Source organism: Streptomyces sp. NPDC052101 (assembly GCF_040680235.1).
Classification (GTDB): Bacteria; Actinomycetota; Actinomycetes; order Streptomycetales; family Streptomycetaceae; genus Streptomyces.
The window spans coordinates 80,772-107,427 of record NZ_JBFAWH010000008.1 but is presented as its reverse complement, the minus strand read 5'-3'; the positions used below and the strand labels follow the sequence as shown (position 1 = coordinate 107,427).

Genomic DNA, 26,656 nt, shown 5'->3' with positions numbered 1-26,656 from the left:
CAGCCCCGGCGCAGCACTTCAGCCCGCCGTCTCCCCGCCCTTCCGGGCGGGCGAGGCGGCGGGTTCGCGTTTTCCGACGTCCCCCCGCGCACCGGCGTCCGCGCCCCGGTCGTCACCCGCACCCCGGTCGGCCTCTGGGCCCCGGCCGCTGTCCGCTCCGGGGTCGCCGTCCGCGCCTCTGCCGCCCTCCGAGCCCGGGGAGCTGTCGCCCTCCGTACCGCTACCACCCTCCGCACCTCTGTCAGCCTCCCTACCTCCACCGGCCTCCCCGCGCGCACCGCCTTCCCCGCTCCCGTCGGCCTCCCCGCGCCCGCCAGCTTCGCCACCCCCTCCCGGCGCCGCCCCGCGCTGCGCCGGCAGCCCGTCCAGCAGAGGTGCTCCACCCTGCGGACGTTCTCCATCCTGCGGACCTTCTCCACCCTGGGCACGTACGCCGCCCTCCGGCCGTACCCCACCCCGCCCCCGTACCTCGCCGCCGAACCCCAGCGCCCGCGCTACCGCCGCCGCGCGTCCCAGCCGGGCCCCCTCCCGTACGCACTCCTCGTACCCCGCGTCCCCCAGCACCTGCCGTGCCATCGCCTCGCAGCGCTCGTGCGGAGCGTTGTAGTACGCCGAGCCGAACAGCGGGAGCCCCACCGACGGCCACATCCGGCCCGCCGCGCCCTGGAGCAGCGCGGCCTCGGCCGGCTCGCCCTGGGCCGCCGTCACCAGCGCCAGCAGCTCCAGCACCAGCACCGAGCCGAGCAGGTCGTGGAAGGCGTGAGCGTTGCGCAGGCACTCGGCGAGCAGCTCGCGCGCCCGCTCCAGGGCGCCGTCCAGCCAGGCCGCGTACGCCAGCACGTACAGCGCGTACGAACGGGCCCAGCGCTCCCCGTGGTCCTCGCACACCCGGCGCACGTCCTCGCACAACCGCACCGCGTCCGGCAGGTCCCCCTGGAAGGCCCGCGTCATCGCCAGCTCCACCTGGCCCATCAGCACGTTGCTGTTGAGTTCGCCGATCTCCTGATAGCGCTCCAGCGCCGACCGCAGCAGCGTTTCTGCAAGGGCCATGTCATCGGTGACCAGGGCCAGACAGCCGGTGCGGTGCTCGGCGTACGCCACCGCCGTCGGATCCGCGGCCCGCTCTGCCTGCTCCCGGCACTCCCGCAGCGCCGCCAGCGCCGGCACGGTGTCGCCCTGGAGGATCGCCACATAACCGAGCACCCACAGCACCTTCAGCCGCGACTGCTCGTACCCCGACTCCAGCTCGACGCTGCGCGCCAGCCAGCGCCGGCCCTCGGCGAGCCGACCGCAGCCGACCCAGCAGAACCACAGCGACCCCGCGAGGTACTGCCCGAGGTGGGCCTCGTCCGGCTCGGTCAGGCAGAACTCCAGGGCCGCCCGCAGATTCGGCAGCTCCGCCTCGACCCGGGCGGCGACCTCGCCCTGCCGGGGCGAGAACCACTCCAGCTCGCACCAGGTCGCCAGGCCCAGGTACCAGTCCCGGTGCCGCCGGCGCAGCCGGCCCGCGTCCCCCATCCCCTCCAGCCAGTCGGCGCCGTAGGCCCGGACGGTGTCCAGCATCCGGTAGCGGGGACCGGCCGGGGTCTCCTCACGGGTGAGGACCGACTGGGCCAGCAGCTCCGAGAGCACGTCGAGGACGTCCTCGGCGGGCAGCGCATCCCCGCTGCACACGTACTCGGCCGCCTCCAGGTCGAAGGTCTGCGCGAACACCGACAGCCGCGCCCACAGCAGCCGCTCGGCCGGCGTGCACAGCTCATGGCTCCAGCCGATCGCCGTGCGCAGCGTCTGATGGCGGCACGGGGGCTCGCCGGGGACGGGGCGCGGCACACCGCCTCGGCCGCCGCTCGCGCTCAGCAGCCGGAACCGGTCGTCCAGCCGCTCCAGCAGCTGTGCCGGGGACAGCGCCCGCAGCCGCCCGGCCGCAAGCTCCAGCGCCAGCGGGATCCCTTCGAGGCGCCTGCACAGCTCGCGCACCTCGGGGCCGTCGGGCACCCTCAGCCCCTGCTCCCGGGCCCGGTCGGTGAACAGCTCCACCGCCTCGCTCTCGCCGAGCGGCGCCAGCGGTAACAGCCGCTCGCCGGCCAGGCCCAGCGGACGCCGCCCCACGGCCAGCACCCGCAGCTCGGGCAGCTTCCGCAGCAGCTCCGCCGCCAGCTCGGCACAGGCGTCCACGAGATGCTCGAACCCGTCCAGCACCAACAGGGCCGGACGGCCGGCGAGATGCTCCAGCAGCGTCTCCCGCGGCAGCCGCGCGGTGTGGTCGGTCAGCCCCAGCGCCTCCGCCACCGCGTACTCCACGAACTGCGGATCGCGCACCGGCGCCAGCTCCACCCGCCCGACGGCGGACTCCCAGCCGGCGGCGACCCGCGCGGCCAGCCGGGACTTGCCGACGCCCCCGACCCCGGTCACGGTCACCAGCCGCGCCCGGCCGAGCGCGGCCGTCAGCTCGGCCAGCTCGGCCGAGCGCCCGACGAACGTGGTCAGTTCCAGGGGCGGATCGCCGTCACTGAACGGATCTGGGCGCTGAGGACCTCGCATGGGACACGGAGCGTACTGAAGTGTGTTCAATGCGTACAATCGCTTCTCGCAACTCCGCCCCGGCGGCCCGGCTAATCCGGTACGGAGCCCCGGCCCCGGCGCGATAGGCTCGGACACGACTTTTTCGATGGTGAGGCACGTTTCAGGGAGCGGGTGCGCACAGTGTCCGGTGGAGAGGTGGCCGGGATCCTGGTGGCCGTGTTCTGGGCGATCCTGGTCTCCTTCCTCGCGGTGGCTCTCGCGAGGGTGGCCCAGACGCTCAAGGCGACCACCAAGCTGGTGGCGGACGTGACCGATCAGGCGGTCCCGCTGCTCGCCGACGCCTCCGCCGCGGTGCGTTCCGCGCAGACCCAGATCGACCGCGTCGACGCGATCGCCTCCGACGTCCAAGAGGTGACGTCGAACGCCTCCGCGCTGTCGACCACCGTCGCCTCCACCTTCGGCGGCCCGCTGGTCAAGGTCGCGGCCTTCGGCTACGGCGTCCGCCGGGCGCTGGGCGGCCGCAAGGAGGACGTGCCCGCGAAGGCGCCCCGGCGTACCGTGATCGTGGGCCGCACGGTCCCTGCCGCACGACGCAAGCGGAAGTAAGGACTGAGACCGAGCGATGTTCCGTCGTACGTTCTGGTTCACCACAGGTGTCGCCGCCGGTGTGTGGGCCACCACCAAGGTCAACCGCAAGCTGAAGCAGCTGACCCCGGAGAGCCTCGCCGCGACCGCGGCGAACAAGGCGCTCGAGACCGGTCAGCGGCTGAAGGACCGCGCGATGGGCTTCGCGCTCGACGTCCGCGACAACATGGCGGTGCGGGAGGCCGAGCTGGAGGACGCCCTCGGGATCCACGAGAACCCCGAACTCCCCGCGCCCCGGCGGTACACCGCCATCGAGAGCAACCACAGCGACAACCGCAGCACACCGAAGTACGTCGAAGCCCCGACGTACTCGTACAACCGGAATGAGGACCACTGATGGAGTCGGCCGAGATTCGCCGCCGCTGGCTGAGCTTCTTCGAGGAGCGCGGGCACACCGTCGTCCCTTCGGCGTCGCTCATCGCGGACGACCCGACTCTGCTCCTCGTCCCCGCCGGCATGGTGCCCTTCAAGCCCTACTTCCTGGGCGAGGTCAAGCCGCCGTTCCCGCGCGCCACCAGCGTCCAGAAGTGCGTGCGCACGCCCGACATCGAAGAGGTCGGCAAGACCACCCGCCACGGCACGTTCTTCCAGATGTGCGGCAACTTCTCCTTCGGCGACTACTTCAAGGAAGGCGCCATCAAGTACGCCTGGGAGCTGCTCACCAGCCCCCAGGACAAGGGCGGTTACGGCCTTGAGCCGGAGAAGCTCTGGATCACCGTCTACAAGGACGACGACGAGGCCGAGCGCATCTGGCACGAGGTCGTCGGCGTGCCGAAGGAGCGCATCCAGCGCCTCGGCATGAAGGACAACTACTGGTCCATGGGCGTCCCCGGCCCCTGCGGCCCCTGCTCCGAGATCAACTACGACCGCGGCCCCGAGTTCGGCGTCGAGGGCGGCCCCGCCGTCAACGACGAGCGGTACGTGGAGATCTGGAACCTCGTCTTCATGCAGTACGAGCGCGGCGAGGGCATCGGCAAGGACAACTTCGAGATCCTCGGGGACCTGCCGAGCAAGAACATCGACACGGGCCTCGGCCTGGAGCGCCTCGCCATGATTCTGCAGGGCGTGCAGAACATGTACGAGATCGACACCTCCATGGCCGTCATCGACAAGGCCACCGAGCTGACCGGCGTCCGCTACGGCGACGCCCACGGCTCGGACGTGTCCCTGCGCGTGGTCACCGACCACATGCGCACCGCCACGATGCTCATCGGCGACGGCGTCACCCCCGGCAACGAGGGCCGCGGCTACGTCCTGCGCCGCATCATGCGCCGCGCCATCCGCAACATGCGCCTGCTCGGCGCCACCGGCCCGGTCGTCCAGGATCTGATCGACGTCGTCATCGGCATGATGGGCCAGCAGTACCCCGAGCTGATCACCGACCGCGAGCGCATCGAGAAGGTCGCCCTCGCCGAGGAGAACGCCTTCCTCAAGACGCTGAAGGCCGGCACCAACATCCTCGACACCGCCGTCACCGAGACCAAGCAGTCCGGCGGCACCGTCCTGGCCGGCGACAAGGCCTTCCTGCTCCACGACACCTGGGGCTTCCCGATCGACCTCACCCTGGAGATGGCCGCCGAGCAGGGCCTCTCCGTGGACGAGGACGGTTTCCGCCGCCTGATGAAGGAGCAGCGGGAGCGCGCCAAGGCCGACGCCCAGGCCAAGAAGACCGGCCACGCCGACATGGGCGCCTACCGGGAGATCGCCGACACCGCCGGCGAGACCGACTTCTTCGGCTACGGCGACACCGAGGGCGAGACCACCATCGTCGGCATCCTGGTCGACGGCGTCTCCTCGCCGGCCGCCACCGAGGGCGACGAGGTCGAGATCGTCCTCGACCGCACCCCGTTCTACGCCGAGGGCGGCGGCCAGATCGGCGACACCGGCCGGATCAAGGTCGACTCCGGTGCCGTCATCGAGGTCCGCGACTGCCAGAAGCCGGTCCCGGGCGTCTACGTCCACAAGGGCGTCGTCCAGGTCGGCGAGGTGACGGTCGGCGCCAAGGCCCACGCCGCCATCGACGCCCGCCGCCGCAAGGCCATCGCCCGCGCCCACTCGGCCACCCACCTCACCCACCAGGCCCTGCGCGACGCCCTCGGCCCGACGGCCGCCCAGGCCGGTTCCGAGAACCAGCCCGGCCGCTTCCGCTTCGACTTCGGCTCCCCGTCCGCCGTCCCGACGGCCGTGATGACCGATGTCGAGCAGAAGATCAACGAGGTGCTCGCCCGCGACCTCGACGTGCACGCCGAGATCATGGGTATCGACGAGGCCAAGAAGCAGGGCGCCATCGCCGAGTTCGGCGAGAAGTACGGCGAGCGGGTCCGCGTCGTGACCATCGGCGACTTCTCCAAGGAGCTGTGCGGCGGTACGCACGTGCACAACACCGCCCAGCTGGGCCTGGTGAAGCTGCTCGGCGAGTCGTCGATCGGCTCGGGTGTCCGTCGTATCGAGGCCCTCGTCGGTGTCGACGCCTACAACTTCCTCGCCCGCGAGCACACGGTCGTCGCCCAGCTCCAGGAGCTGATCAAGGGCCGTCCGGAGGAGCTGCCGGAGAAGGTCTCCGCCATGCTCGGCAAGCTGAAGGACGCCGAGAAGGAGATCGAGAAGTTCCGCGCCGAGAAGGTGCTGCAGGCCGCCGCCGGTCTCGCCGAGTCCGCCAAGGACGTCCGCGGCGTGGCCGTCGTCACCGGTCAGGTGCCGGACGGTACGACCCCCGATGACCTGCGCAAGCTGGTCCTCGACGTGCGGGGTCGCATCCAGGGCGGTCGGGCCGCGGTTGTGGCGCTTTTCACGGTCAACAACGGCAAGCCGCTGACGGTCATCGCCACCAACGAGGCCGCTCGTGAGCGCGGGCTCAAGGCCGGTGACCTGGTCCGCACCGCCGCCAAGACCCTCGGCGGCGGCGGTGGCGGCAAGCCGGACGTGGCCCAGGGCGGCGGTCAGAACCCGGCCGCCGTCGGCGAGGCCGTCGAGGCCGTCGAGCGTCTCGTCGCCGACACCGCCAAGTGACAGCCCAGTAAGGAAACGGTCGGAAATGCGCAGAGGACGTCGCCTTTCGATCGACGTCGGGGATGCCCGGATCGGGGTCGCCTCGTGCGACCCCGATGGGATCCTCGCCACACCGGTGGAGACCGTCCCCGGCCGGGACATCCCCGCCGCCCACCGTCGGTTGCGTCAGCTGGTGGAGGAGTACGAACCGATCGAGGTCGTCGTCGGACTCCCTCGCTCCCTCAAGGGGGGCGAGGGCCCGGCCGCCGTCAAGGTCCGCGCCTTCGCCCAGGAACTGGCCAAGGGCATCAAGCCGGTTCCGGTGCGCCTGGTGGACGAGCGGATGACGACCGTGACGGCCAGTCAGGGACTGCGCGCTTCGGGCGTGAAGTCGAAGAAGGGCCGCGCCGTCATCGACCAGGCAGCCGCTGTGATCATCCTCCAGCAGGCCCTCGAATCCGAACGGGTGTCAGGTAAAGCACCCGGCGAGGGCGTCGAAGTGGTCATCTGATCGCGATACGGTAACGTTCCGCGCGATGCGCCGGTGTTCGAACAGCCGCCGCACAGCAAGAGGCGGAACGGAAGCGGGCCCACCGGCCGGCAACCGGTCGGCCTCGCGGCTCTAGGGGATCGATGACTGAGTATGGCCGGGGCCCACACCCCGAACCGTGGCATCCGGAGGACCCGTTGTACGGGGACGGCGGATGGGGAGGACAGCAGACCCACGGCGGTCAGCAGTCCCCTTACGGCGGCCAGCCGCAGCACTATCCGCAGCAGCCGCAGTACGGTGACTGGAGCCAGGAGCACCAGCCCGGGTACGGCCAGGAGCAGTACCGGTACTACAACGAACAGGACCATCAGCAGTACGCCGGCCAGCCCCAGCCGCAGCAGCAGCCCCAGCCTCAGCAGCAGTACGAGCACCCCGGCGCCTGGGACGCGGCCGGTCCGCGCGGCCAGGTGCCGTACGCCCCCGACCCCGGGGACCCGTACGGCCAGCAGCCCGCCTCCTATGGCGGGGAACAGCCCGACTTCTACGGCACCGAGGACGCCTACCCGCCGCCGCAGCCCCCCGGCCGCAGGCGTCCCGAAGCGGAACCGGAACCGGAGACCGCGCCCGAGGAGGAGGAGCAGCACCCCTTCTTCACGGGAGCCGATGACGATGACGACGAGGAGCACGAGCTTCTCAGCCGCCGTGACCGGCGCGGCAAGGGCAAGCCCACGAAGAAGGGCAAGAAACGGCGCAACGGCTGCGCCTGCATGGTCGTCGTCCTGGTCTTCGGCGGCGGCCTCGCCGGAGCCGGGTACTTCGGCTACAAGTTCTACCAAAATCGTTTCGCCCCGGCCCCGGACTACGCGGGCACCGGCACCAGCGAGACGGTGACGGTCGAGATCCCCAAGGGCGCGGGCGGCTGGGACATCGGCCGCCGACTGAAGGAGGCCGGTGTCGTCAAGAGCGCCGACGCCTTCGTGCACGCCCAGAACGACATCCAGGGTGGCAACAGCATCCAGGCCGGTGCTTACCTCCTGAGGAAACAGATGTCCGCCGCCAGTGCGGTGAAAATGATGTTGGACCCGAAGAGCCAGAACAATGTCGTGGTGACTCCGGGTGAGCGTAATGCGGGCGTCTACGAGGCGATCGACAAGAAACTCGAACTCGCCGAAGGATCCACCCAAAAGGTGGTCCAGAAGGAGTACAAGAACCTCGGTCTGCCGGCCTGGGTGCAGAACAACGGCGAGGTCAAGGACCCGCTGGAGGGCTTCCTCTTCCCGGGCACCTATCCGGCCGCCAAGGGCATGAAGCCGGACAGCATCCTGAAGCAGATGGTCGCGCAGGCCACGTCCAAGTACGACGCGTACGGCCTCACGGCCAAGGCCCGGGCGCTGGGTCTGAACAACGCGTTCGAGCTGGTCACCGTCGCGAGCCTGGTGCAGGCCGAGGGCAAGACGCACGACGACTTCCGCAAGATGGCGGAGGTGGTCTACAACCGGCTCAAGCCCACCAACACCGAGACCAACCAGTTCCTGCAGTTCGACTCGACCTACAACTACGTCAAGGGCACGAGCAACATCCATATCTCCGTCAAGGAGATCAACGGCAACCACAGCCCGTACAACACCTACACCCACAAGGGACTTCCGCCCGGTCCGATCGGCAACCCCGGCGAGGACGCGCTCATGGCGGCTCTGAATCCGACGCACGACGGCTGGATCTATTTCGTGGCGACCGACGGCCAGAACAACACCGAATTCGCCAAGACCTACGCGGAATTCAAGCAACTCAAGGAAAAGTTCGATGCCAGCTCGGGCAACTGACGCCCGCCGGGCCGCCGTGCTCGGTCAGCCCATCGCCCACTCCCTCTCCCCGGTGCTGCACCGGGCCGCGTACGACGAACTCGGGCTCACCGAGTGGTCGTACGACCGCTTCGAGGTGGACGAGGCCGGTCTGCCCGGCTTCCTGGAGAAGCTCGGTCCGCAGTGGGCGGGGCTGTCGCTGACCATGCCGTTGAAGCGGGCGGTCATCCCGCTACTGGACGACATCAGCGAGACGGCCGCCTCCGTCGACGCGGTCAACACGGTCGTCTTCGCCGAGGACGGCCGTCGGCGCGGCGACAACACCGACATCCCGGGCATGGTGGCCGCGCTGCGCGAGCACGGCATCGAACAGGTCGACTCCGCCGCGATCCTCGGCGCCGGTGCCACCGCCTCCTCCGCGCTCGCCGCCCTCGCCCGCGTCTGCACCGGCGAGGTCGTCGCCTACGTCCGCAGCGACGCCCGCGCCGCAGAGATGCGCGAGTGGGGCGAACGGCTCGACGTGGAGGTGCGTACGGCGGACTGGGCGGACGCCGCACAGGCCCTGCGCGCCCCGCTGGTGATCGCCACCACGCCGGCCGGCACCACCGACGCCCTCGCCACCGCCGTACCCGAGCGTCCCGCCACCCTCTTCGACGTGCTCTACGACCCCTGGCCCACCGAGCTGGCGGCCCGCTGGTCCATGTTCGGCGGTGCCGTGGTCAGCGGCCTGGACCTGCTGGTCCACCAGGCTGTCCTCCAGGTCGAGCAGATGACCGGCCGCGCCCCGGCCCCCCTGGATGCCATACGGCACGCCGGAGAGAAAGCGCTCGCGGCCCGCTGAACCGCGGTCTCCACGTCCGCCTGCTGGACCGGCCGCCGGATTCACGCCCCGGACGTGGGAGGATCGGAGGTGGCGTAGCCGGGGTCGCGCACCTGGTCACGTCGTCGCCGTACGCGAGGACACGTGTACGCAGCAGTACCGGGCGCGAACACTGAGGAGCACCGTTGAGCAGGCTGCGTTGGCTGACCGCGGGGGAGTCCCACGGTCCCGCACTTGTCGCGACGTTGGAGGGGCTTCCCGCCGGCGTGCCGATCACCACGGAGATGGTGGCGGACCACCTGGCGCGGCGGCGGCTCGGCTATGGCCGCGGTGCGCGGATGAAGTTCGAGCGGGACGAGGTCACCTTCCTGGGTGGTGTCCGGCACGGCCTCACTCTCGGTTCCCCGGTGGCGATCATGGTGGGCAACACCGAGTGGCCGAAGTGGGAGCAGGTCATGGCGGCCGACCCGATCGACCCCGAGATCCTCGCGGGGCTCGCCCGTAACGCCCCGCTGACCCGCCCGCGGCCCGGTCACGCCGACCTGGCGGGCATGCAGAAGTACGGCTTCGACGAGGCCCGCCCGATCCTGGAGCGCGCCTCCGCCCGCGAGACCGCCGCCCGTGTGGCCCTCGGCGCGGTCGCCCGGTCGTACCTGAAGGAGACGGCGGGCATCGAGATCGTCTCGCACGTCGTCGAGCTGGCCTCCGCGAAGGCCCCGCAGGGTGTCTACCCGACCCCGGCCGATGTCGAGAAGCTGGACGCCGACCCGGTGCGCTGCCTGGACGCGGACGCGTCGAAGGCGATGGTCGCGGAGATCGACCAGGCCCACAAGGACGGCGACACCCTGGGCGGCGTGGTCGAGATCCTGGCCTACGGCGTGCCGGTCGGGCTGGGCTCGCATGTGCACTGGGACCGCAAGCTGGACGCCCGGCTGGCGGGCGCGCTCATGGGCATCCAGGCGATCAAGGGCGTGGAGATCGGCGACGGCTTCGAGCTGGCCCGGGTGCCGGGTTCGAAGGCGCACGACGAGATCGTGCGGACCGACGAGGGCATCCGGCGGACCTCCGGCCGTTCCGGAGGTACGGAGGGCGGCCTGAGCACCGGCGAACTGCTGCGGGTCCGGGCCGCGATGAAGCCGATCGCGACCGTGCCGCGGGCCCTGCAGACCGTCGACGTGACCACCGGCGAGGCGGCCCAGGCGCATCACCAGCGCTCCGACGTGTCCGCGGTGCCGGCCGCCGGGATCGTCGCCGAGGCGATGGTCGCGCTGGTCCTCGCGGACGCGGTGGCCGAGAAGTTCGGCGGCGACTCCGTGCCCGAGACCCGCCGCAACGTGCGGTCGTACCTCGACAACCTCCAGATCCGGTGAGCGCCGTGCCTGCCGTCGTACTGGTCGGCCCGATGGGCGTCGGCAAGTCCACCGTCGGCCGGCTGCTCGCCGAGCGCCTCGGCCTCGGCTACCGGGACACCGACGAGGACATCGTCGCCGCCGAGGGCCGCGCCATCGCCGAGATCTTCGTCGACGAGGGCGAGCCCGCCTTCCGGGCCATAGAGAAACGGGCCGTGCACAGTGCGCTCGCCGAGCACGAGGGCGTCCTCGCGCTCGGCGGCGGCGCCGTCCTCGACGCCGACACACGCGCCCTGCTCGCCGGGCACCGGGTGGTCTACCTCTCGATGGACGTGGAGGAGGCCGTCAAGCGCACCGGCCTGAACGTGGCCCGCCCGCTGCTCGCGGTCAACCCGCGCAAACAGTGGCGCGAGCTGATGGAGGGCCGGCGCCACCTGTACGAGGAGGTCGCCACCGCCGTCGTGCCGACGGACGGCCGTACCCCCGAAGAGGTCACCCAAGCGGCCCTCGAGGCACTGGAGTTGAAGGAAGCATGAGCGAGGCAGTCACCCGCATCCAGGTAGCCGGCACCGCGGGCACCGACCCCTACGAGGTGCTGGTCGGGCGCCAACTGCTCGGCGAACTGGCCGGGCTGATCGGCCCCAGGGCCAAGCGGGTCGCGGTGATCCACCCGGAGGCGCTGGCCGAGACCGGTGACGCGCTCCGTGCCGACCTGGCCGAGCAGGGCTACGAGGCGGTCGCCATCCAGGTGCCGAACGCCGAGGAGGCCAAGACCGCCGAGGTCGCCGCCTACTGCTGGAAGGCGCTCGGCCAGTCGGGCTTCACCCGCTCCGACGCCGTCGTCGGCGTGGGCGGCGGCGCGACCACGGACCTCGCCGGGTTCGTCGCCGCGACCTGGCTGCGCGGGGTGCGCTGGATCGCCGTACCGACCACCGTGCTCGCCATGGTGGACGCGGCCGTCGGCGGCAAGACCGGCATCAACACCGCCGAGGGCAAGAACCTCGTCGGCGCCTTCCACCCGCCGGCCGGCGTCCTGTGCGACCTGGCCGCGCTGGACTCCCTGCCGGTCAACGACTACGTCTCCGGGCTCGCCGAGGTCATCAAGGCCGGCTTCATCGCCGACCCGGTGATCCTGGAGCTGATCGAGTCCGACCCCGAGGCGGCCCGGACTCCCGGGGGCCCGCACACGGCCGAGCTGATCGAGCGCTCGATCCGGGTGAAGGCGGAGGTCGTCTCGTCGGACCTGAAGGAGTCGGGCCTGCGCGAGATCCTCAACTACGGCCACACGCTCGGCCATGCCATCGAGAAGAACGAGCGCTACCAGTGGCGGCACGGCGCCGCGGTCGCGGTCGGCATGCACTTCGCCGCCGAACTGGGCCGTCTGGCGGGCCGATTGGACGACGCGACGGCGGACCGCCACCGCGCGGTCCTCGAAGCGGTCGGCCTGCCGCTGCACTACCGCTACGACCAGTGGCCCAAGCTGCTGGAGACGATGAAGATCGACAAGAAGTCCCGCGGCGATCTGCTGCGCTTCGTCGTCCTCGACGGCCTGGCCAAGCCGACCGTCCTGGAGGGCCCGGACCCGGCCGTCCTGCTCGCCGCGTACGGCGAGGTCGGGCAGTAGGTCACGGCTGTTCCGTCCGCCCGATTCGTGACCTCGACTTCCTTTCCGGAATGGGCACTTCGGGCCGCCCCCGCTCGTTTCACCAAATGACGGCGGGGGACGGTACCGTTCGGTAGGCAGCGGGCTTCACCCCCGCTGCCAGCACGAATCGCTTGCCGCGAGTGAGCTGGAGGGGCGCGTCGGCGTCGCCGCACGGCGGTAGCCGCACATCGGATACCGCGGCGCCCCGGAGGCGAACGAGCCGAAGATGACGAGACGGAGTGGCCACGGATGCAGCACGCAGTCGGGTCTCCGCTGCCGCCGCCCCACCAGCCGGGGCAGGTGCCGCACGCCGGCTGGGCGTCGGCCGCACACCACCCGGGCCCGCCCCCGGGAGCCTCCCGGGGGCCCGCCCCCGTGTCTCCGCCGCCGGGCTTCCCAGCGCCGGCCGGCACCGTCCCGCCCACGCCCCCGCAACCCCCCGCGCCCCGGCCTCCGGTCCAGCCTCCGGCCGCGCAGCACCCGGCGCCGCAGCCCGCCGCCACCCCGCCGGCCCCCGATACCACGGGTCACGTACCGCTGCCTCCCGGCGGCCCCGTCGGCGTGCCGACGGCAACCCCGGCCGCTGCCGCGGTCCCCGACCCGGGGACCAGCACGCTGGCCGTCCTGCTGATCGGTCCGGCCGGCGCGGGCAAGACCAGCGTCGCCAAGTACTGGGCGGCCCACCGCCGGGTGCCCACGGCGCACATCAGCCTGGACGACGTCCGCGAATGGGTCCGCTCGGGCTTCGCCGACCCCCAGTCCGGCTGGAACGACAACTCCGAGGCCCAGTACCGGCTGGCCCGCCGCACCTGCGGCTTCGCCGCCCGCAACTTCCTCGCCAACGGCATCTCCTGCATCCTCGACGATGCCGTCTTCCCGGACCGCCCCGTGGTCGGCCTCGGCGGCTGGAAGCGGCACGTCGGCCCGGGCCTCCTCCCGGTCGTCCTCCTCCCCGGCCTCGACATCGTCCTGGAGCGCAACGCCGAGCGCACCGGCAACCGCCGCCTCACCGACGAGGAGGTGGCCCGCATCCACGGCCGCATGGCCGGCTGGTACGGCTCGGGCCTCCCGATCATCGACAACTCACAACTCGACGTCCCGGCCACCGCCCGCGTCCTGGACGAGGTCCTGGCCAGGGCCATAGCGAGCCCCCCGAGCTGGTGAGCGGCGGCAAGCGACCACGACTCGCACCCGGCAGACGAGCGAACGGCCCCCCACGGACCCCACTCGGCCCCCGCAAACCGGCAAAACCGCCACAAAACTCCTACGATCATCTCATGTCAGAGGTGTACGCGACCCGCCGATCCCGGCTGAGAGACCACGTCACCGCGGCCGGCACCGCGGCAGCGCTCGTCACCCGCCCAGCCAACGTGCGCTACCTCGCCGCCGCGGCCCCGCAGGGCTCCGCGCTGCTGCTCGGCAGACACGAGGACCTCCTCGTCTGTGTCGGCCCGCCCGACGACCGCCCCTACGAAGGCCGGCCGGACGACGGCCTGCGCGTGCACGTCCTCCCGGCGAACGGCGCGGGCGCCGGTGTCGGGGACGCCGCCGTCGCGGCGGCGGACCTGGCCGTGGCCCAGAGCGCCGACTCCCTGGCCGTCGAGGAACACCACCTCACGGTCACCCGGCACCGGGCCATCGCCTCCGTCGCCCCCGGGCTCCGCCTCGGCGACCTGGGGGGAGCCGTCGAGCAGCTCAGGGTGGTCAAGGACGAGGAGGAGATCTCCTGTCTGCGCATCGGCGCCGAGATCGCCGACCAGGCCCTCGGCGAACTGCTGGAGTCCATCCTGGTCGGCCGCACCGAACGGCACCTCGCGCTGGAGCTGGAGCGCCGCCTGGTCGACCACGGCGCCGACGGACCGGCCTTCGCCACATCCGTGGCCACCGGCCCGAACTCCGGCCGCCGTGGCCACCGCCCCACCGACCGGCGGGTGGAGGAGGGCGACTTCCTCACCGTGTGCCTGGGCGCGACCTACCGCGGCTACCGCTGCGAGATCGGCCGGACCTTCGTCATCGGCACCTCGCCCGCCGACTGGCAGATCGAGCTGTACGACCTGGTCTTCGCAGCCCAGCGCGCCGGACGCGAGTCCCTGGCCCCCGGTGCGGCCTTCCGCGACGTGGACCGCGCGGCACGCCAGGTACTGGACTCCGCCGGCTATGCGGAGGCCCTGCCACCGCTGACCGGACACGGGGTCGGACTCGAAATCGACGAGGACCCGCAGCTGGCGCCCGCGGCCATGGGTAAACTGGACGCTTGCGTGCCGGTCACCGTCGAACCGGGGGTCCACCTCCCGGGCCGGGGCGGTGTCCGGATCGATGACACGCTCGTCGTGCGCCCCGAGGCGGACGGCGGACCCGAGCTACTCACCATCACGACCAAGGAGCTGCTCGCGCTGTAGCGCGTGATCCGGGGTCGTAAGTCAGTCCAGGAGATTCCGCAACCGTGGCTTCCACGAACGACCTCAAGAACGGCCTGGTGCTCAAGCTCGAAGGCGGCCAGCTCTGGTCCGTCGTCGAGTTCCAGCACGTCAAGCCCGGCAAGGGCCCCGCTTTCGTGCGCACCAAGCTCAAGAACGTGCTGTCCGGCAAGGTGGTCGACAAGACCTTCAACGCCGGCGTCAAGGTCGAGACCGCCACTGTCGACAAGCGCGACATGCAGTTCTCGTACATGGACGGCGAGTACTTCGTCTTCATGGACATGGACACGTACGACCAGCTGCACATCGATCGGAAGACCGTCGGCGACGCCGCGAACTTCCTGATCGAGGGCTTCACGGCCGTCGTCGCCCAGCACGAGGGCGAGGTGCTCTTCGTCGAGCTGCCGGCCGCCGTCGAGCTGGTCGTCGCCGAGACCGAGCCGGGTGTCCAGGGCGACCGCTCCACCGGTGGCACCAAGCCCGCCACCCTGGAGACCGGCCACCAGATCCAGGTCCCGCTCTTCATCACCACCGGCGAGAAGATCAAGGTCGACACCCGCACGAGCGACTACCTCGGCCGGGTGAACAGCTAACCGTGGCTGCCCGCAACACGGCCCGCAAGCGCGCCTTCCAGATCCTCTTCGAGGGCGACCAGCGCGGCGCCGACGTCCTGACGGTCCTCGCGGACTGGATCCGGCTGTCCCGGTCCGACACCCGGCAGCCCCCGGTCAGCGAGTACACGATGCAGCTGGTCGAGGGCTACGCCGAACACGCGCGGCGCATCGACGAGCTGCTCGCCCAGTACGCGGTCGGCTGGACGCTCGACCGGATGCCGGTCGTGGACCGCAACATCCTGCGGCTGGGTGCGTACGAGCTGATCTGGGTCGACGAGACCCCGGACGCCGTCGTCCTGGACGAGATGGTGCAGCTGGCGAAGGAGTTCTCCACGGACGAGTCGCCGTCCTTCGTGAACGGCCTGCTCGGCCGTCTGAAGGAGCTCAAGCCGTCCCTGCGCCGGGACGAGGCGTAGAGCCTCACGACACGCCGGAGGGCCCGCAGCATGCCTGTGCTGCGGGCCCTCCGGCGTTCCTGGACGGTCGTGCTCCGACGTCCCGGGACAGATGCGGCAAAGCCGCCGGGGCGGCCGGAACCCATGCGGTTCCAGCCACCCCGGCGGCACGTTTCTGCTCAGATGTGGGGCGGCTCAGGCCTCTTCGTGGGTGGCCACCGCACGGCGGGCGTCCGCGTCCAGGACACCCCAGCTGATCAGCTGCTCGGTGAGGACCGAGGGGGACTGGTCGTAGATGACGGCGAGGGTGCGCAGGTCGTCCTGGCGGATGGAGAGCACCTTGCCGTTGTAGTCACCGCGCTGGGACTGGATCGTGGCCGCGTAGCGCTGCAGGGGGCCCGCCTTCTCGGCCGGCACGGTGGCCAGCCGCTCAAGGTCGAGGACGAGCTTCGGCGGCGGCTCGGCGGCGCCGCCCGGCGTGGTGCCCGGCAGCAGCTCCTGCACGGGAACGCCATAGAAATCGGCCAGCTCGGCGAGCCGCTGTACGGTCACCGCACGGTCGCCGCGCTCGTACGAACCCACCACCACGGCCTTCCAGCGACCCTGGGACTTCTCCTCGACACCGTGGAGGGAAAGGCCCTGCTGGGTGCGGATGGCCCGGAGCTTGGCCCCGAGCTGTTTGGCGTATTCGCTGGACATATAGCTCCCCGGACACTGTGTCGACGCGGCCGGAGGGTGTTCCCGCCGCGCGGCTGGTAACTCACTGTGAGGTTACGCAGCGTGACTCTTGTGCGTCAAGCCGAATGGTCCACACCGACTCTTCCGTGGTAGTGACGGCCGATTGGGCCAAGGGGGTGATCGGGGGGCTCCCCGCGACCTGATACGGTGGATGGCGCAAATCCGACGTCCTTTAAAGTCCGTCCCGTGAGGCGGAGAAGGAGGTCCGTTTCGTATGGACAAGCACGACTCGCAAGCGGCCCCGTATGCATCCGATGCGCGGCCCGTTCTGGAAGGCCCCGACATCGCGCGGGTGCTGACCCGTATCGCCCACGAGATCGTCGAGCGCGCCAAGGGCGCCGACGACGTGGTGCTGCTCGGCATCCCCACCCGGGGTGTCTTCCTCGCCCAGCGGCTCGCCGTCAAGCTGGCGCAGATCACCGATCGCCAGGTGCCGGTCGGCTCGCTCGACATCACCATGTACCGCGACGACCTGCGCATGCACCCGCCGCGTGCGCTCGCCCGCACCGAGATCCCCGGTGACGGCATCGACGGCAAGCTGGTCGTCCTCGTCGACGACGTGCTCTTCTCCGGGCGCACCATCCGCGCCGCCCTGGACGCCCTGAGCGACATCGGGCGCCCCCGCGCGGTCCAGCTCGCGGTCCTCGTCGACCGCGGCCACCGTGAACTGCCCATCCGCGCCGACTACGTCGGCAAGAACCTCCCCACGTCGCTGCGGGAGACGGTCAAGGTCCAGCTCGCCGAGGAGGACGGTCGCGACACCGTGCTGCTCGGTGTGAAGCAGACCGAGCAATAGCAAGTCAGGCGCGCAAGGCCGCTTCGGCGTGCCCGCACATGCGCCAGTTTGCCCGACATCTCCCCTTTGAACTGCCTTACGGAGCCTGACAGATGCAGCGTCATCTCATCTCGGCCGCCGACCTCACCCGCGACGACGCCGTCCTGATCCTCGACACCGCCGAGGAGATGGCCCGGGTCGCCGACCGGCCGATCAAGAAGCTGCCGACCCTGCGCGGCCGGACGATCGTCAACCTCTTCTTCGAGGACTCGACGCGCACGCGGATCTCCTTCGAGGCCGCCGAGAAGCGCCTGTCCGCCGACGTCATCAACTTCACCGCCAAGGGGTCGAGCGTCTCCAAGGGCGAGTCCCTGAAGGACACCGCCCAGACCCTGGAGGCCATGGGCGTCGACGCCGTCGTCATCCGGCACGGCGCCTCCGGAGCCCCCTACCGCCTCGCCAACTCGGGCTGGATCGACGCGGCCGTCATCAACGCCGGCGACGGCACCCACCAGCACCCCACCCAGGCCCTGCTGGACGCGTTCACCATGCGCCGCCGGCTGATCGGCCGGGACGCCGGGCTCGGCCAGGACCTGTCCGGCAAGCGGATCACGATCGTCGGCGACGTCCTGCACAGCCGGGTCGCCCGCTCCAACGTCGACCTGCTGCACACCCTCGGCGCCGAGGTCACCCTGGTCGCCCCGCCCACCCTGGTGCCGGTCGGCGTCGGGACCTGGCCGTGCGAGGTGTCGTACGACCTGGACAGCGTGCTGCCGAAGTCCGACGCGGTGATGATGCTCCGGGTCCAGCGCGAGCGGATGAACGCCGCCTTCTTCCCGACCGAGCGCGAGTACTCGCGGCGCTACGGCCTCGACGGCGACCGCATGGCGAAGATGCCCGAGCACGCCATCGTGATGCACCCCGGCCCGATGGTCCGCGGCATGGAGATCACCGCCGAGGTCGCCGACTCCGACCGCTGCACCGTCGTCGAGCAGGTCGCCAACGGAGTCTCCATCCGGATGGCCGTCCTGTACCTGCTGCTCGGTGGCAACGAACCCGCCGTCACCCACGCCCGCACCAACGAGGAGAAGTAACACCCATGAGCAAGATCCTGATCCGTGGTGCGAAGGTGCTGGGCGGCGAGCCGCAGGACGTGCTGATCGACGGTGAGGTCATCGAGGCCGTCGGCACGGGCCTGTCCGCCGAGGGCGCCGAGGTCGTCGAAGCCGGCGGCAAGGTGCTGCTCCCGGGCCTGGTCGACCTGCACACCCACCTGCGTGAGCCGGGCCGCGAGGACTCCGAGACCGTCCTGACCGGTACCCGCGCGGCCGCGTCCGGCGGCTACACCGCCGTCTTCGCCATGGCCAACACCTTCCCCGTCGCCGACACCGCCGGCGTCGTCGAGCAGGTCTACCGGCTCGGCCAGGAGCACGGCTACTGCGATGTACAGCCCATCGGTGCCGTCACCGTCGGCCTGGAGGGCAGGAAGCTCGCCGAGCTGGGCGCCATGCACGAGTCGGCAGCCGGCGTCACCGTCTTCTCGGACGACGGCAAGTGCGTGGACGACGCGGTGATCATGCGCCGCGCGCTGGAGTACGTGAAGGCCTTCGGCGGCGTCGTCGCCCAGCACGCCCAGGAGCCGCGGCTGACCGAGGGCGCCCAGATGAACGAGGGTGTCGTCTCGGCCGAGCTGGGCCTGGGCGGCTGGCCGGCCGTCGCCGAGGAGTCGATCATCGCCCGGGACGTGCTGCTCGCCGAGCACGTCGGCTCCCGCGTCCACATCTGCCACCTGTCGACCGCCGGCTCCGTGGAGATCGTCCGCTGGGCCAAGTCCCGCGGCATCGCGGTCACCGCCGAGGTCACCCCGCACCACCTGCTCCTCACCGACGAGCTGGTGCGCACGTACAACCCCGTCTACAAGGTCAACCCGCCGCTGCGCACCGAGCGGGACGTGCACGCCCTGCGCGAGGCGCTCGCCGACGGCACGATCGACATCGTCGCCACCGACCACGCCCCGCACCCGCACGAGGACAAGGACTGCGAGTGGGCCGCGGCCGCCATGGGGATGGTGGGCCTGGAGACCGCGTTGTCAGTGGTCCAGGAGACCATGGTCGACACGGGCCTGCTGGACTGGGCCGGCGTCGCCGACCGCATGTCCGTCAAGCCCGCGCAGATCGGACAGGCCACCGGGCACGGCCGTCCCGTCTCGGCCGGTGAGCCCGCCAACCTCACCCTCGTCGACACGGCATACCGTGGCCAGGTGGACCCCGCGGGCTTCGCCTCGCGCAGCCGCAACACGCCCTACCAGGGGCGTGAGCTGCCGGGCCGTGTGACGCACACGTGGCTGCGGGGCAAGGCCACGCTCGTCGACGGGAAGCTCACGTGACACCTGTAATCCTGCTCGCGGAGGCCAAGAAGTCGGCCGCCGTCACCGACTGGCCGGCCCGTATCGGCTGGCTCGTCGGACTCGTCCTGTTCATCGCGCTCGTCTACTGGCTGATGCGCGAGGGCTGGAAGTGGCGCGGCACCCTCCAGAGCGACCTGCCCGCGCCGCCCAGCGCGCCGGAGGAGACCAGCCCGGCCAGACTTGAGCTGAGCGGCCGCTACCACGGCTCCACCACGGCAGGGCAGTGGCTGGACCGGGTCGTGGCCCACGGCCTGGGCACCCGCAGCCGGGCCGAGCTGACCCTGACGGAGCAAGGTCTGGAGGTCGAACGCCCCGGAGCCACCGACTTCTTCGTTCCCACCGCCGCGCTGCGCGGGGCCCGGCTGGACAAGGGCATCGCCGGCAAGGTCCTCACCGAGGGCGGACTGCTGGTGGTGACCTGGGCGCTCGGCGACAAGCTGATCGACTCCGGCTTCCGCTCCGACCACGCGGCCGAGCACGCCGAGTGGGTCGACACCCTGAACCACATGATCAACGACACGGAAGGCGCACGATGACGACCTCCACCAGGGGAACCGCGAAGGTTCCCGCCGTACTCGTCCTGGAGGACGGCCGCATCTTCCGCGGCCGTGCCTACGGGGCCGTGGGGGAGACCTTCGGCGAGGCCGTGTTCTCCACCGGCATGACCGGCTACCAGGAAACGCTGACCGACCCGTCGTACGACCGGCAGATCGTCGTCGCGACCGCCCCGCAGATCGGCAACACCGGCTGGAACGACGAGGACGACGAGTCGAGCCGCATCTGGGTCTCCGGCTACGTCGTGCGTGACCCCGCGCGCGTGCCGTCCAACTGGCGCGCCAAGCGCTCCCTGGACGACGAGCTGGTCGCACAGGGCGTCGTCGGCATCTCCGGGATCGACACCCGCGCCCTGACCCGCCATCTGCGCGAGCGCGGTTCGATGCGCGCCGGCGTCTTCTCCGGCGAGGCGATCGCCGCCGAGAGCGAGCTGCTGGAGCGCGTGCAGGCCCAGCCCCGCATGAAGGGCCTGAGCCTGTACGAGGAGGTCGCGACCAAGGAGGCGTACATCGTCCCCGCGATCGGCGAGAAGCGCTTCACCGTCGCCGCCGTCGACCTCGGCATCAAGGGCATGACCCCGCACCGCATGGCCGAGCGCGGCATCGAGGTGCACGTCCTGCCCGCGACGGCCACCGCCGAGGAGATCTACGCCGTCAACCCGGACGGGGTCTTCTTCTCCAACGGCCCCGGTGACCCGGCCACGGCCGACGGCCCGGTCGCCCTCATGACCGCCGTGCTGGAGCGCAGGACGCCCCTGTTCGGCATCTGCTTCGGCAACCAGATCCTCGGCCGCGCCCTCGGCTTCGGCACCTACAAGCTGAAGTACGGCCACCGGGGCATCAACCAGCCGGTCCAGGACCGTACGACCGGCAAGGTCGAGGTCACCGCGCACAACCACGGCTTCGCCGTGGACGCGCCGCTCGACCAGGTCAGCGAGACCAAGTTCGGCCGCGCCGAGGTCTCGCACGTCTGCCTGAACGACAACGTCGTGGAGGGGCTGCAGCTGCTCGACCAGCCGGCCTTCTCCGTCCAGTACCACCCCGAAGCGGCAGCGGGCCCGCACGACGCCGCCTACCTGTTCGACCGCTTCGTCTCCCTGATGGAGGGCCAGCGTGCCTAAGCGCACCGATATCCAGTCCGTCCTGGTCATCGGCTCCGGCCCGATCGTCATCGGTCAGGCCGCCGAGTTCGACTACTCCGGCACCCAGGCGTGCCGCATCCTGCGGGCCGAGGGCCTGCGCGTGGTCCTCGTCAACTCCAACCCGGCGACGATCATGACCGACCCGGAGATCGCCGACGCCACCTACGTGGAGCCGATCACCCCCGAGTTCGTCGAGAAGATCATCGCCAAGGAGCGCCCCGACGCCCTGCTGCCCACCCTGGGCGGCCAGACGGCCCTGAACACCGCGATCTCGCTGCACGAGAACGGTGTCCTGGAGAAGTACGGCGTCGAGCTGATCGGCGCCAAGCCGGAGGCGATCCACAAGGGCGAGGACCGCGACCTCTTCAAGGGCGTCGTCGAGGCCGTCAACGCCAAGATCGGCCACGGTGAGTCCGCCCGCTCGGTCATCTGCCACACCATGGACGAGGTCCTCGCGGGCGTCGACACGCTCGGCGGCTACCCCGTCGTCGTCCGCCCCTCCTTCACCATGGGCGGCGCCGGCTCCGGCTTCGCGCACGACGAGGAGGAGCTGCGCCGCATCGCCGGCCAGGGCCTCACGCTCTCCCCGACCACCGAGGTGCTCCTGGAGGAGTCCATCCTCGGCTGGAAGGAGTACGAGCTGGAGCTGATGCGCGACAAGCACGACAACGTCGTGGTCGTCTGCTCCATCGAGAATTTCGACCCGATGGGCGTGCACACCGGTGACTCGATCACCGTCGCGCCCGCGATGACCCTGACCGACCGCGAGTACCAGATCCTGCGGGACATCGGCATCGCCGTCATCCGCGAGGTCGGCGTCGACACCGGCGGCTGCAACATCCAGTTCGCGGTGAACCCCGAGGACGGTCGTGTGATCGTCATCGAGATGAACCCGCGCGTGTCGCGGTCCTCGGCGCTCGCCTCCAAGGCGACCGGCTTCCCGATCGCCAAGATCGCCGCCAAGCTGGCCGTCGGCTACACCCTGGACGAGATCCCGAACGACATCACGCAGGAGACCCCGGCCTCCTTCGAGCCCACCCTCGACTACGTGGTCGTCAAGGCCCCGCGGTTCGCCTTCGAGAAGTTCCCGCAGGCCGACTCCACGCTGACCACCACCATGAAGTCGGTCGGCGAGGCCATGGCCATCGGCCGTAACTTCACCGAGGCCTTCCAGAAGGCGCTGCGCTCGCTGGAGAAGAAGGGCAGCCAGTTCACCTTCATCGGCGAGACGGGCTCCGCCGGAGACAAGGACGCCCTGCTGCGTGAGGCCGTACGGCCCACCGACGGCCGGATCAACACGGTCATGCAGGCCATCCGCGCGGGCGCCACGCCCGAGGAGGTCTTCGAGTACACGAAGATCGACCCGTGGTTCGTGGACCAGCTGTTCCTGATCAAGGAGATCGCGGACGAGCTGGCCGAGGCGCCGGAGCTGACCCGCGAGCTGCTCGCCGAGGCCAAGCGGCACGGCTTCTCCGACCAGCAGATCGGTGAGATCCGCGGCCTGCGCGAGGACGTCGTCCGCGAGGTCCGGCACGCCCTCGGCATCCGCCCGGTCTTCAAGACGGTCGACACCTGCGCCGCCGAGTTCGCCGCGCGGACGCCGTACTTCTACTCGTCCTACGACGAGGAGAACGAGGTCGCGACCCGCGAGAAGCCGGCCGTCATCATCCTGGGCTCCGGCCCCAACCGCATCGGCCAGGGCATCGAGTTCGACTACTCCTGTGTCCACGCCTCCTTCGCACTGAGCGACGCGGGCTACGAGACCGTGATGGTCAACTGCAACCCGGAGACCGTCTCCACCGACTACGACACCTCCGACCGGCTCTACTTCGAGCCGCTCACGCTGGAGGACGTGCTGGAGATCGTCCACGCCGAGCGGCAGGCCGGGCCGGTCGCGGGCGTCATCGTGCAGCTGGGCGGCCAGACCCCGCTCGGCCTGTCCCAGGCCCTGAAGGACAACGGCGTGCCGATCGTCGGCACGTCCCCCGAGGCCATCCACGCCGCCGAGGACCGGGGCGCCTTCGGGCGCGTCCTCGCCGAGGCGGGCCTGCCGGCCCCGAAGCACGGCACGGCCACCACCTTCGACGAGGCCAAGGCCATCGCCGACGAGATCGGCTACCCGGTCCTGGTCCGGCCGTCGTACGTCCTCGGCGGGCGCGGCATGGAGATCGTCTACGACGAGACCCGCCTCGCCGCCTACATCGCCGAGTCGACCGAGATCAGCCCCTCCAGGCCGGTCCTCGTCGACCGCTTCCTGGACGACGCGATCGAGATCGACGTCGACGCGCTCTACGACGGCGAGGAGCTGTACCTCGGCGGCGTGATGGAGCACATCGAGGAGGCCGGCATCCACTCCGGCGACTCGGCGTGCGCCCTGCCCCCGATCACCCTCGGCGGCTTCGACATCAAGCGCCTGCGCGCCTCGACCGAGGCCATCGCCAAGGGCGTCGGCGTGCGCGGCCTGATCAACATCCAGTTCGCGATGGCCGGCGACATCCTCTACGTCCTGGAGGCCAACCCGCGCGCCTCCCGTACGGTCCCCTTCACCTCGAAGGCGACCGCGGTGCCGCTCGCGAAGGCCGCCGCGCGGATCTCGCTGGGTGCGACCATCGCCGAGCTGCGCGCCGAGGGCCTGCTGCCGAAGGACGGCGACGGCGGCGAGCTGCCGCTGGACGCGCCGATCTCCGTCAAGGAGGCCGTCATGCCGTGGACGCGCTTCCGCGACATCCAGGGCCGCGGCGTCGACACGATCCTCGGCCCGGAGATGCGCTCCACCGGCGAGGTCATGGGCATCGACTCCGTCTTCGGCACGGCGTACGCCAAGTCGCAGGCGGGTGCCTACGGCCCGCTGCCCACCAAGGGACGCGCGTTCATCTCGGTCGCCAACCGCGACAAGCGCTCGATGATCTTCCCGGCACGTGAGCTGGTCGCGCACGGCTTCGAGCTGCTCGCCACCTCCGGCACCGCCGAGGTCCTCAAGCGCAACGGCATCAACGCGCTCGTCGTGCGCAAGCAGTCCGAGGGCACCGGCCCGAACGGCGAGCGGACCATCGTCCAGCTCATCCACGACGGCGAGGTCGACCTCATCGTCAACACGCCGTACGGCACCGGCGGCCGCCTCGACGGCTACGACATCCGTACGGCCGCGGTGGCCCGCTCCGTGCCGTGCCTGACCACGGTCCAGGCGCTCGCCGCCGCGGTCCAGGGCATCGACGCCCTCAACCACGGTGACGTGGGCGTCCGTTCGCTCCAGGAACACGCGGAACACCTGACCGCGGCCCGCGACTAGCAGCCCTGAGGGGGACACCGGAAACGGTGTCCCCCTCTGTATGAGGACACACCGAGGACACACCTGAGATGTACAAGCTTTTCTTCCGTCTGGTCTTCACACGGATGGACCCGGAGCAGGCCCACTACCTGGCCTTCCGCTGGATCCGCCTCGCCGTCCGCATCCCCGTGCTGCGCACCTTCGTCGCGGCCGCCCTCGCGCCGCGCTACAAGGAACTGCGCACGGAGGCCTTCGGGCTGCGCATGCACGGCCCCTTCGGGCTCGCCGCCGGCTTCGACAAGAACGCCGTCGCGATCGACGGGATGTCGATGCTGGGCTTCGACCATGTCGAGATCGGCACGGTCACCGGCGAGCCGCAGCCCGGCAACCCCAAGAAGCGGCTGTTCCGCCTCGTCCCGGACCGCGCGCTGATCAACCGCATGGGCTTCAACAACGACGGCTCGCTCACAGTGGCGGCCCGCCTGGCCTCGCGCCGGCCGGTCTTCAAGACGGTCGTGGGCGTCAACATCGGCAAGACGAAGGTCGTCCCGGAGCCGGAGGCCGTCGTCGACTACGTGAAGTCGGCCGAGCGCCTCGCGCCGTACGCCGACTACCTGGTCGTCAACGTCTCCTCGCCGAACACGCCCGGCCTGCGCAATCTCCAGGCCACCGAGGCGCTGCGCCCGCTGCTGACCGCCGTCCGCGAGGCCGCCGACCGCACGGTCGCGAACCGGCGCGTCCCGCTGCTCGTGAAGATCGCCCCGGACCTCGCCGACGAGGACGTCGACGCCGTCGCCGACCTCGCCGTGGAGCTGGGCCTGGACGGCATCATCGCGACCAACACCACCATCGCGCGCGAGGGACTCGGTCTGACCTCCGCACCCTCCCTGGTGAAGGAGGCCGGCGGCCTGTCCGGCGCCCCGCTCAAGGCGCGCTCCCTGGAGGTCCTGCGCCGTCTGTACGCGCGCGTGGGCGACCGGATCACCCTCGTGGGCGTCGGCGGCGTCGAGAGCGCCGAGGACGCCTGGCAGCGCATCCTGGCCGGCGCCACGCTGGTCCAGGGGTACAGCGCCTTCATCTACGAGGGCCCCTTCTGGTGCCGCGCGATCCACAAGGGCCTCGCCGCCCGCCTGCGCACCAGCCCGTACGCCACCCTCGCCGACGCGGTCGGCGCCGACGTGAGGAAGTCCGCATGACGTCTTACGAGCCCTTCGGCGCCCGGCTGCGCCGTGCCATGGACGAGCGCGGCCCGCTGTGCGTCGGCATCGACCCGCACGCCTCCCTGCTCACCGAGTGGGGTCTGAACGACGACGTGGCCGGTCTGGAGCGGTTCGGCCGCACGGTCGTGGAGGCGGTGGCCGACCGGGTCGCCGTGATGAAGCCGCAGAGCGCCTTCTTCGAGCGCTTCGGCTCCCGCGGCATCGCCGTCCTGGAGAAGATCGTCCAGGAGGCGCGCGCGGCCGGCACCCTGGTCGTGATGGACGCCAAGCGCGGCGACATCGGCTCGACCATGGCCGGGTACGCCGAGGCCTACCTGCACCAGGACTCCCCGCTGTTCTCCGACGCCCTGACCGTCTCGCCGTACCTCGGCTACGGCTCGCTCAGCCCGGCCGTCGCGCTCGCCCGGGAGAGCGGCACCGGCCTGTTCGTGCTGGCGCTGACCTCCAACCCGGAAGGGCCCGAGGTCCAGCACGCGGTCCGGGCCGACGGACGGACCGTGGGCGCGACCATGCTGGCGCACCTGGCCGCCGAGAACGCGGGGGAGGAGCCGCTGGGCTCCTTCGGCGCCGTCGTCGGCGCCACGGTCGGCGACCTGTCGTCCTACGACCTCGCCATCAACGGACCGCTCCTCGCGCCCGGCGTCGGTGCGCAGGGCGCGACCGCGGCGGACCTTCCGAAGGTGTTCGGAGCGGCGCTGCGCAACGTTGTTCCGAACGTCAGCCGGGGTGTGCTGCGGCACGGTCCCGACGCCGGGGCGCTGCGCGCGTCCGCCGAGCGCTTCGCGGAGGAGATCCAGGCCGCCGTCGCGGGTGCCTGAGACCTCCGAGGGGTGGCCCGGTGAGCGGCGGCTCGGCGACTTGAGT

23 protein-coding genes are annotated in these 26,656 nt (G+C 71.0%); 21 read left to right on the top strand and 2 right to left on the bottom strand.

What is annotated here, in order from left to right:
* Window positions 1–18: 18 nt before the first annotated feature.
* Window positions 19–2,541 carry an AAA family ATPase gene (locus AB0L75_RS16740; protein ID WP_365181407.1) on the bottom strand — a complete coding sequence of 841 codons (2,523 nt, stop codon included), beginning with the start codon at window positions 2,539–2,541 and terminating at the stop codon, window positions 19–21.
* A gap of 153 nt (window positions 2,542–2,694) precedes the next feature.
* On the opposite strand from AB0L75_RS16740, the gene AB0L75_RS16735 reads away from it, so the two are divergent.
* The 13 genes from AB0L75_RS16735 (at window position 2,695) to nusB (ending at window position 15,709) form a co-directional block, all read left to right on the top strand.
* Window positions 2,695–3,129, top strand: coding sequence for a DUF948 domain-containing protein (locus AB0L75_RS16735; protein WP_351028438.1), 435 nt, complete (start codon window positions 2,695–2,697; stop codon window positions 3,127–3,129).
* 16 nt (window positions 3,130–3,145) lie between these two features.
* Window positions 3,146–3,505, top strand: a complete 360-nt coding sequence (locus AB0L75_RS16730; protein ID WP_365181405.1) for a hypothetical protein — start codon at window positions 3,146–3,148, stop codon at window positions 3,503–3,505.
* A complete protein-coding gene (alaS, locus tag AB0L75_RS16725; RefSeq protein WP_365181403.1) occupies window positions 3,505–6,177 on the top strand; it encodes an alanine--tRNA ligase in 2,673 nt (890 codons plus the stop codon). The genes AB0L75_RS16730 and alaS overlap by 1 nt, the downstream gene beginning before the upstream one ends.
* A 25-nt stretch (window positions 6,178–6,202) precedes the next feature.
* Entirely contained in the window at window positions 6,203–6,667 is a 465-nt protein-coding gene (ruvX, locus tag AB0L75_RS16720) for a Holliday junction resolvase RuvX (RefSeq protein WP_023552096.1), read from the top strand.
* Window positions 6,668–6,789: 122 nt separating this feature from the next.
* Window positions 6,790–8,469: an endolytic transglycosylase MltG gene (gene mltG / locus AB0L75_RS16715; RefSeq protein WP_365181401.1), complete on the top strand. Its 1,680-nt coding sequence runs from the start codon at window positions 6,790–6,792 to the stop codon at window positions 8,467–8,469.
* Window positions 8,450–9,289, top strand: a complete 840-nt coding sequence (locus tag AB0L75_RS16710; RefSeq protein ID WP_365181400.1) for a shikimate dehydrogenase — start codon at window positions 8,450–8,452, stop codon at window positions 9,287–9,289. Before mltG ends, AB0L75_RS16710 begins: the two co-directional genes overlap by 20 nt.
* Window positions 9,290–9,453: 164 nt before the next feature.
* The gene (gene aroC, locus AB0L75_RS16705; protein WP_365181398.1) at window positions 9,454–10,638 is read left to right on the top strand and encodes a chorismate synthase; all 1,185 of its coding nucleotides are present in this window, start codon (window positions 9,454–9,456) and stop codon (window positions 10,636–10,638) included.
* A 32-nt stretch (window positions 10,639–10,670) separates the two neighbouring features.
* Window positions 10,671–11,153 (top strand): shikimate kinase, encoded by a 483-nt coding sequence (locus tag AB0L75_RS16700; protein ID WP_365181717.1) that lies wholly within the window; start codon window positions 10,671–10,673, stop codon window positions 11,151–11,153.
* Entirely contained in the window at window positions 11,150–12,241 is a 1,092-nt protein-coding gene (gene aroB / locus AB0L75_RS16695; RefSeq protein ID WP_365181396.1) for a 3-dehydroquinate synthase, read from the top strand. Before AB0L75_RS16700 ends, aroB begins: the two co-directional genes overlap by 4 nt.
* 270 nt (window positions 12,242–12,511) lie before the next feature.
* Complete coding sequence (locus tag AB0L75_RS16690; protein WP_365181394.1) at window positions 12,512–13,426, top strand: Pro-rich N-terminal domain-containing protein; 915 nt, start codon at window positions 12,512–12,514, stop codon at window positions 13,424–13,426.
* A gap of 113 nt (window positions 13,427–13,539) precedes the next feature.
* Window positions 13,540–14,661, top strand: a complete 1,122-nt coding sequence (locus AB0L75_RS16685; protein WP_365181392.1) for an aminopeptidase P family protein — start codon at window positions 13,540–13,542, stop codon at window positions 14,659–14,661.
* Window positions 14,662–14,705: 44 nt separating this feature from the next.
* Window positions 14,706–15,272: an elongation factor P gene (gene efp / locus AB0L75_RS16680; RefSeq protein WP_365181391.1), complete on the top strand. Its 567-nt coding sequence runs from the start codon at window positions 14,706–14,708 to the stop codon at window positions 15,270–15,272.
* Window positions 15,273–15,274: 2 nt separating this feature from the next.
* Window positions 15,275–15,709 carry a transcription antitermination factor NusB gene (gene nusB / locus AB0L75_RS16675; protein WP_365181390.1) on the top strand — a complete coding sequence of 145 codons (435 nt, stop codon included), beginning with the start codon at window positions 15,275–15,277 and terminating at the stop codon, window positions 15,707–15,709.
* A 174-nt stretch (window positions 15,710–15,883) separates the two neighbouring features.
* Here nusB and bldD read toward each other — a convergent pair whose 3' ends face one another.
* Window positions 15,884–16,387, bottom strand: a complete 504-nt coding sequence (gene bldD, locus AB0L75_RS16670) for a transcriptional regulator BldD (RefSeq protein WP_014671524.1) — start codon at window positions 16,385–16,387, stop codon at window positions 15,884–15,886.
* 253 nt (window positions 16,388–16,640) lie between these two features.
* Here bldD and pyrR point away from each other — a divergent pair, with 253 nt between their 5' ends.
* The 8 genes from pyrR to pyrF all read left to right on the top strand — a co-directional run bounded on the left by pyrR (window position 16,641) and on the right by pyrF (window position 26,610).
* Window positions 16,641–17,222, top strand: a complete 582-nt coding sequence (gene pyrR / locus AB0L75_RS16665) for a bifunctional pyr operon transcriptional regulator/uracil phosphoribosyltransferase PyrR (RefSeq protein ID WP_365181388.1) — start codon at window positions 16,641–16,643, stop codon at window positions 17,220–17,222.
* Between the two features lie 92 nt (window positions 17,223–17,314).
* A complete protein-coding gene (locus AB0L75_RS16660) occupies window positions 17,315–18,295 on the top strand; it encodes an aspartate carbamoyltransferase catalytic subunit (protein WP_365181386.1) in 981 nt (326 codons plus the stop codon).
* Window positions 18,296–18,300: 5 nt separating this feature from the next.
* Window positions 18,301–19,587 (top strand): dihydroorotase, encoded by a 1,287-nt coding sequence (locus AB0L75_RS16655; protein WP_365181384.1) that lies wholly within the window; start codon window positions 18,301–18,303, stop codon window positions 19,585–19,587.
* Complete coding sequence (locus tag AB0L75_RS16650; protein ID WP_365181382.1) at window positions 19,584–20,144, top strand: hypothetical protein; 561 nt, start codon at window positions 19,584–19,586, stop codon at window positions 20,142–20,144. Before AB0L75_RS16655 ends, AB0L75_RS16650 begins: the two co-directional genes overlap by 4 nt.
* Window positions 20,141–21,283 (top strand): glutamine-hydrolyzing carbamoyl-phosphate synthase small subunit, encoded by a 1,143-nt coding sequence (gene carA / locus AB0L75_RS16645; RefSeq protein WP_365181380.1) that lies wholly within the window; start codon window positions 20,141–20,143, stop codon window positions 21,281–21,283. The genes AB0L75_RS16650 and carA overlap by 4 nt, the downstream gene beginning before the upstream one ends.
* Complete coding sequence (carB, locus tag AB0L75_RS16640; RefSeq protein WP_365181378.1) at window positions 21,276–24,593, top strand: carbamoyl-phosphate synthase large subunit; 3,318 nt, start codon at window positions 21,276–21,278, stop codon at window positions 24,591–24,593. The genes carA and carB overlap by 8 nt, the downstream gene beginning before the upstream one ends.
* A 68-nt stretch (window positions 24,594–24,661) precedes the next feature.
* A complete protein-coding gene (locus tag AB0L75_RS16635) occupies window positions 24,662–25,768 on the top strand; it encodes a quinone-dependent dihydroorotate dehydrogenase (RefSeq protein WP_365181376.1) in 1,107 nt (368 codons plus the stop codon).
* Complete coding sequence (gene pyrF / locus AB0L75_RS16630) at window positions 25,765–26,610, top strand: orotidine-5'-phosphate decarboxylase (RefSeq protein ID WP_365181374.1); 846 nt, start codon at window positions 25,765–25,767, stop codon at window positions 26,608–26,610. The genes AB0L75_RS16635 and pyrF overlap by 4 nt, the downstream gene beginning before the upstream one ends.
* The last annotated feature ends 46 nt before the right edge of the window (window positions 26,611–26,656 follow it).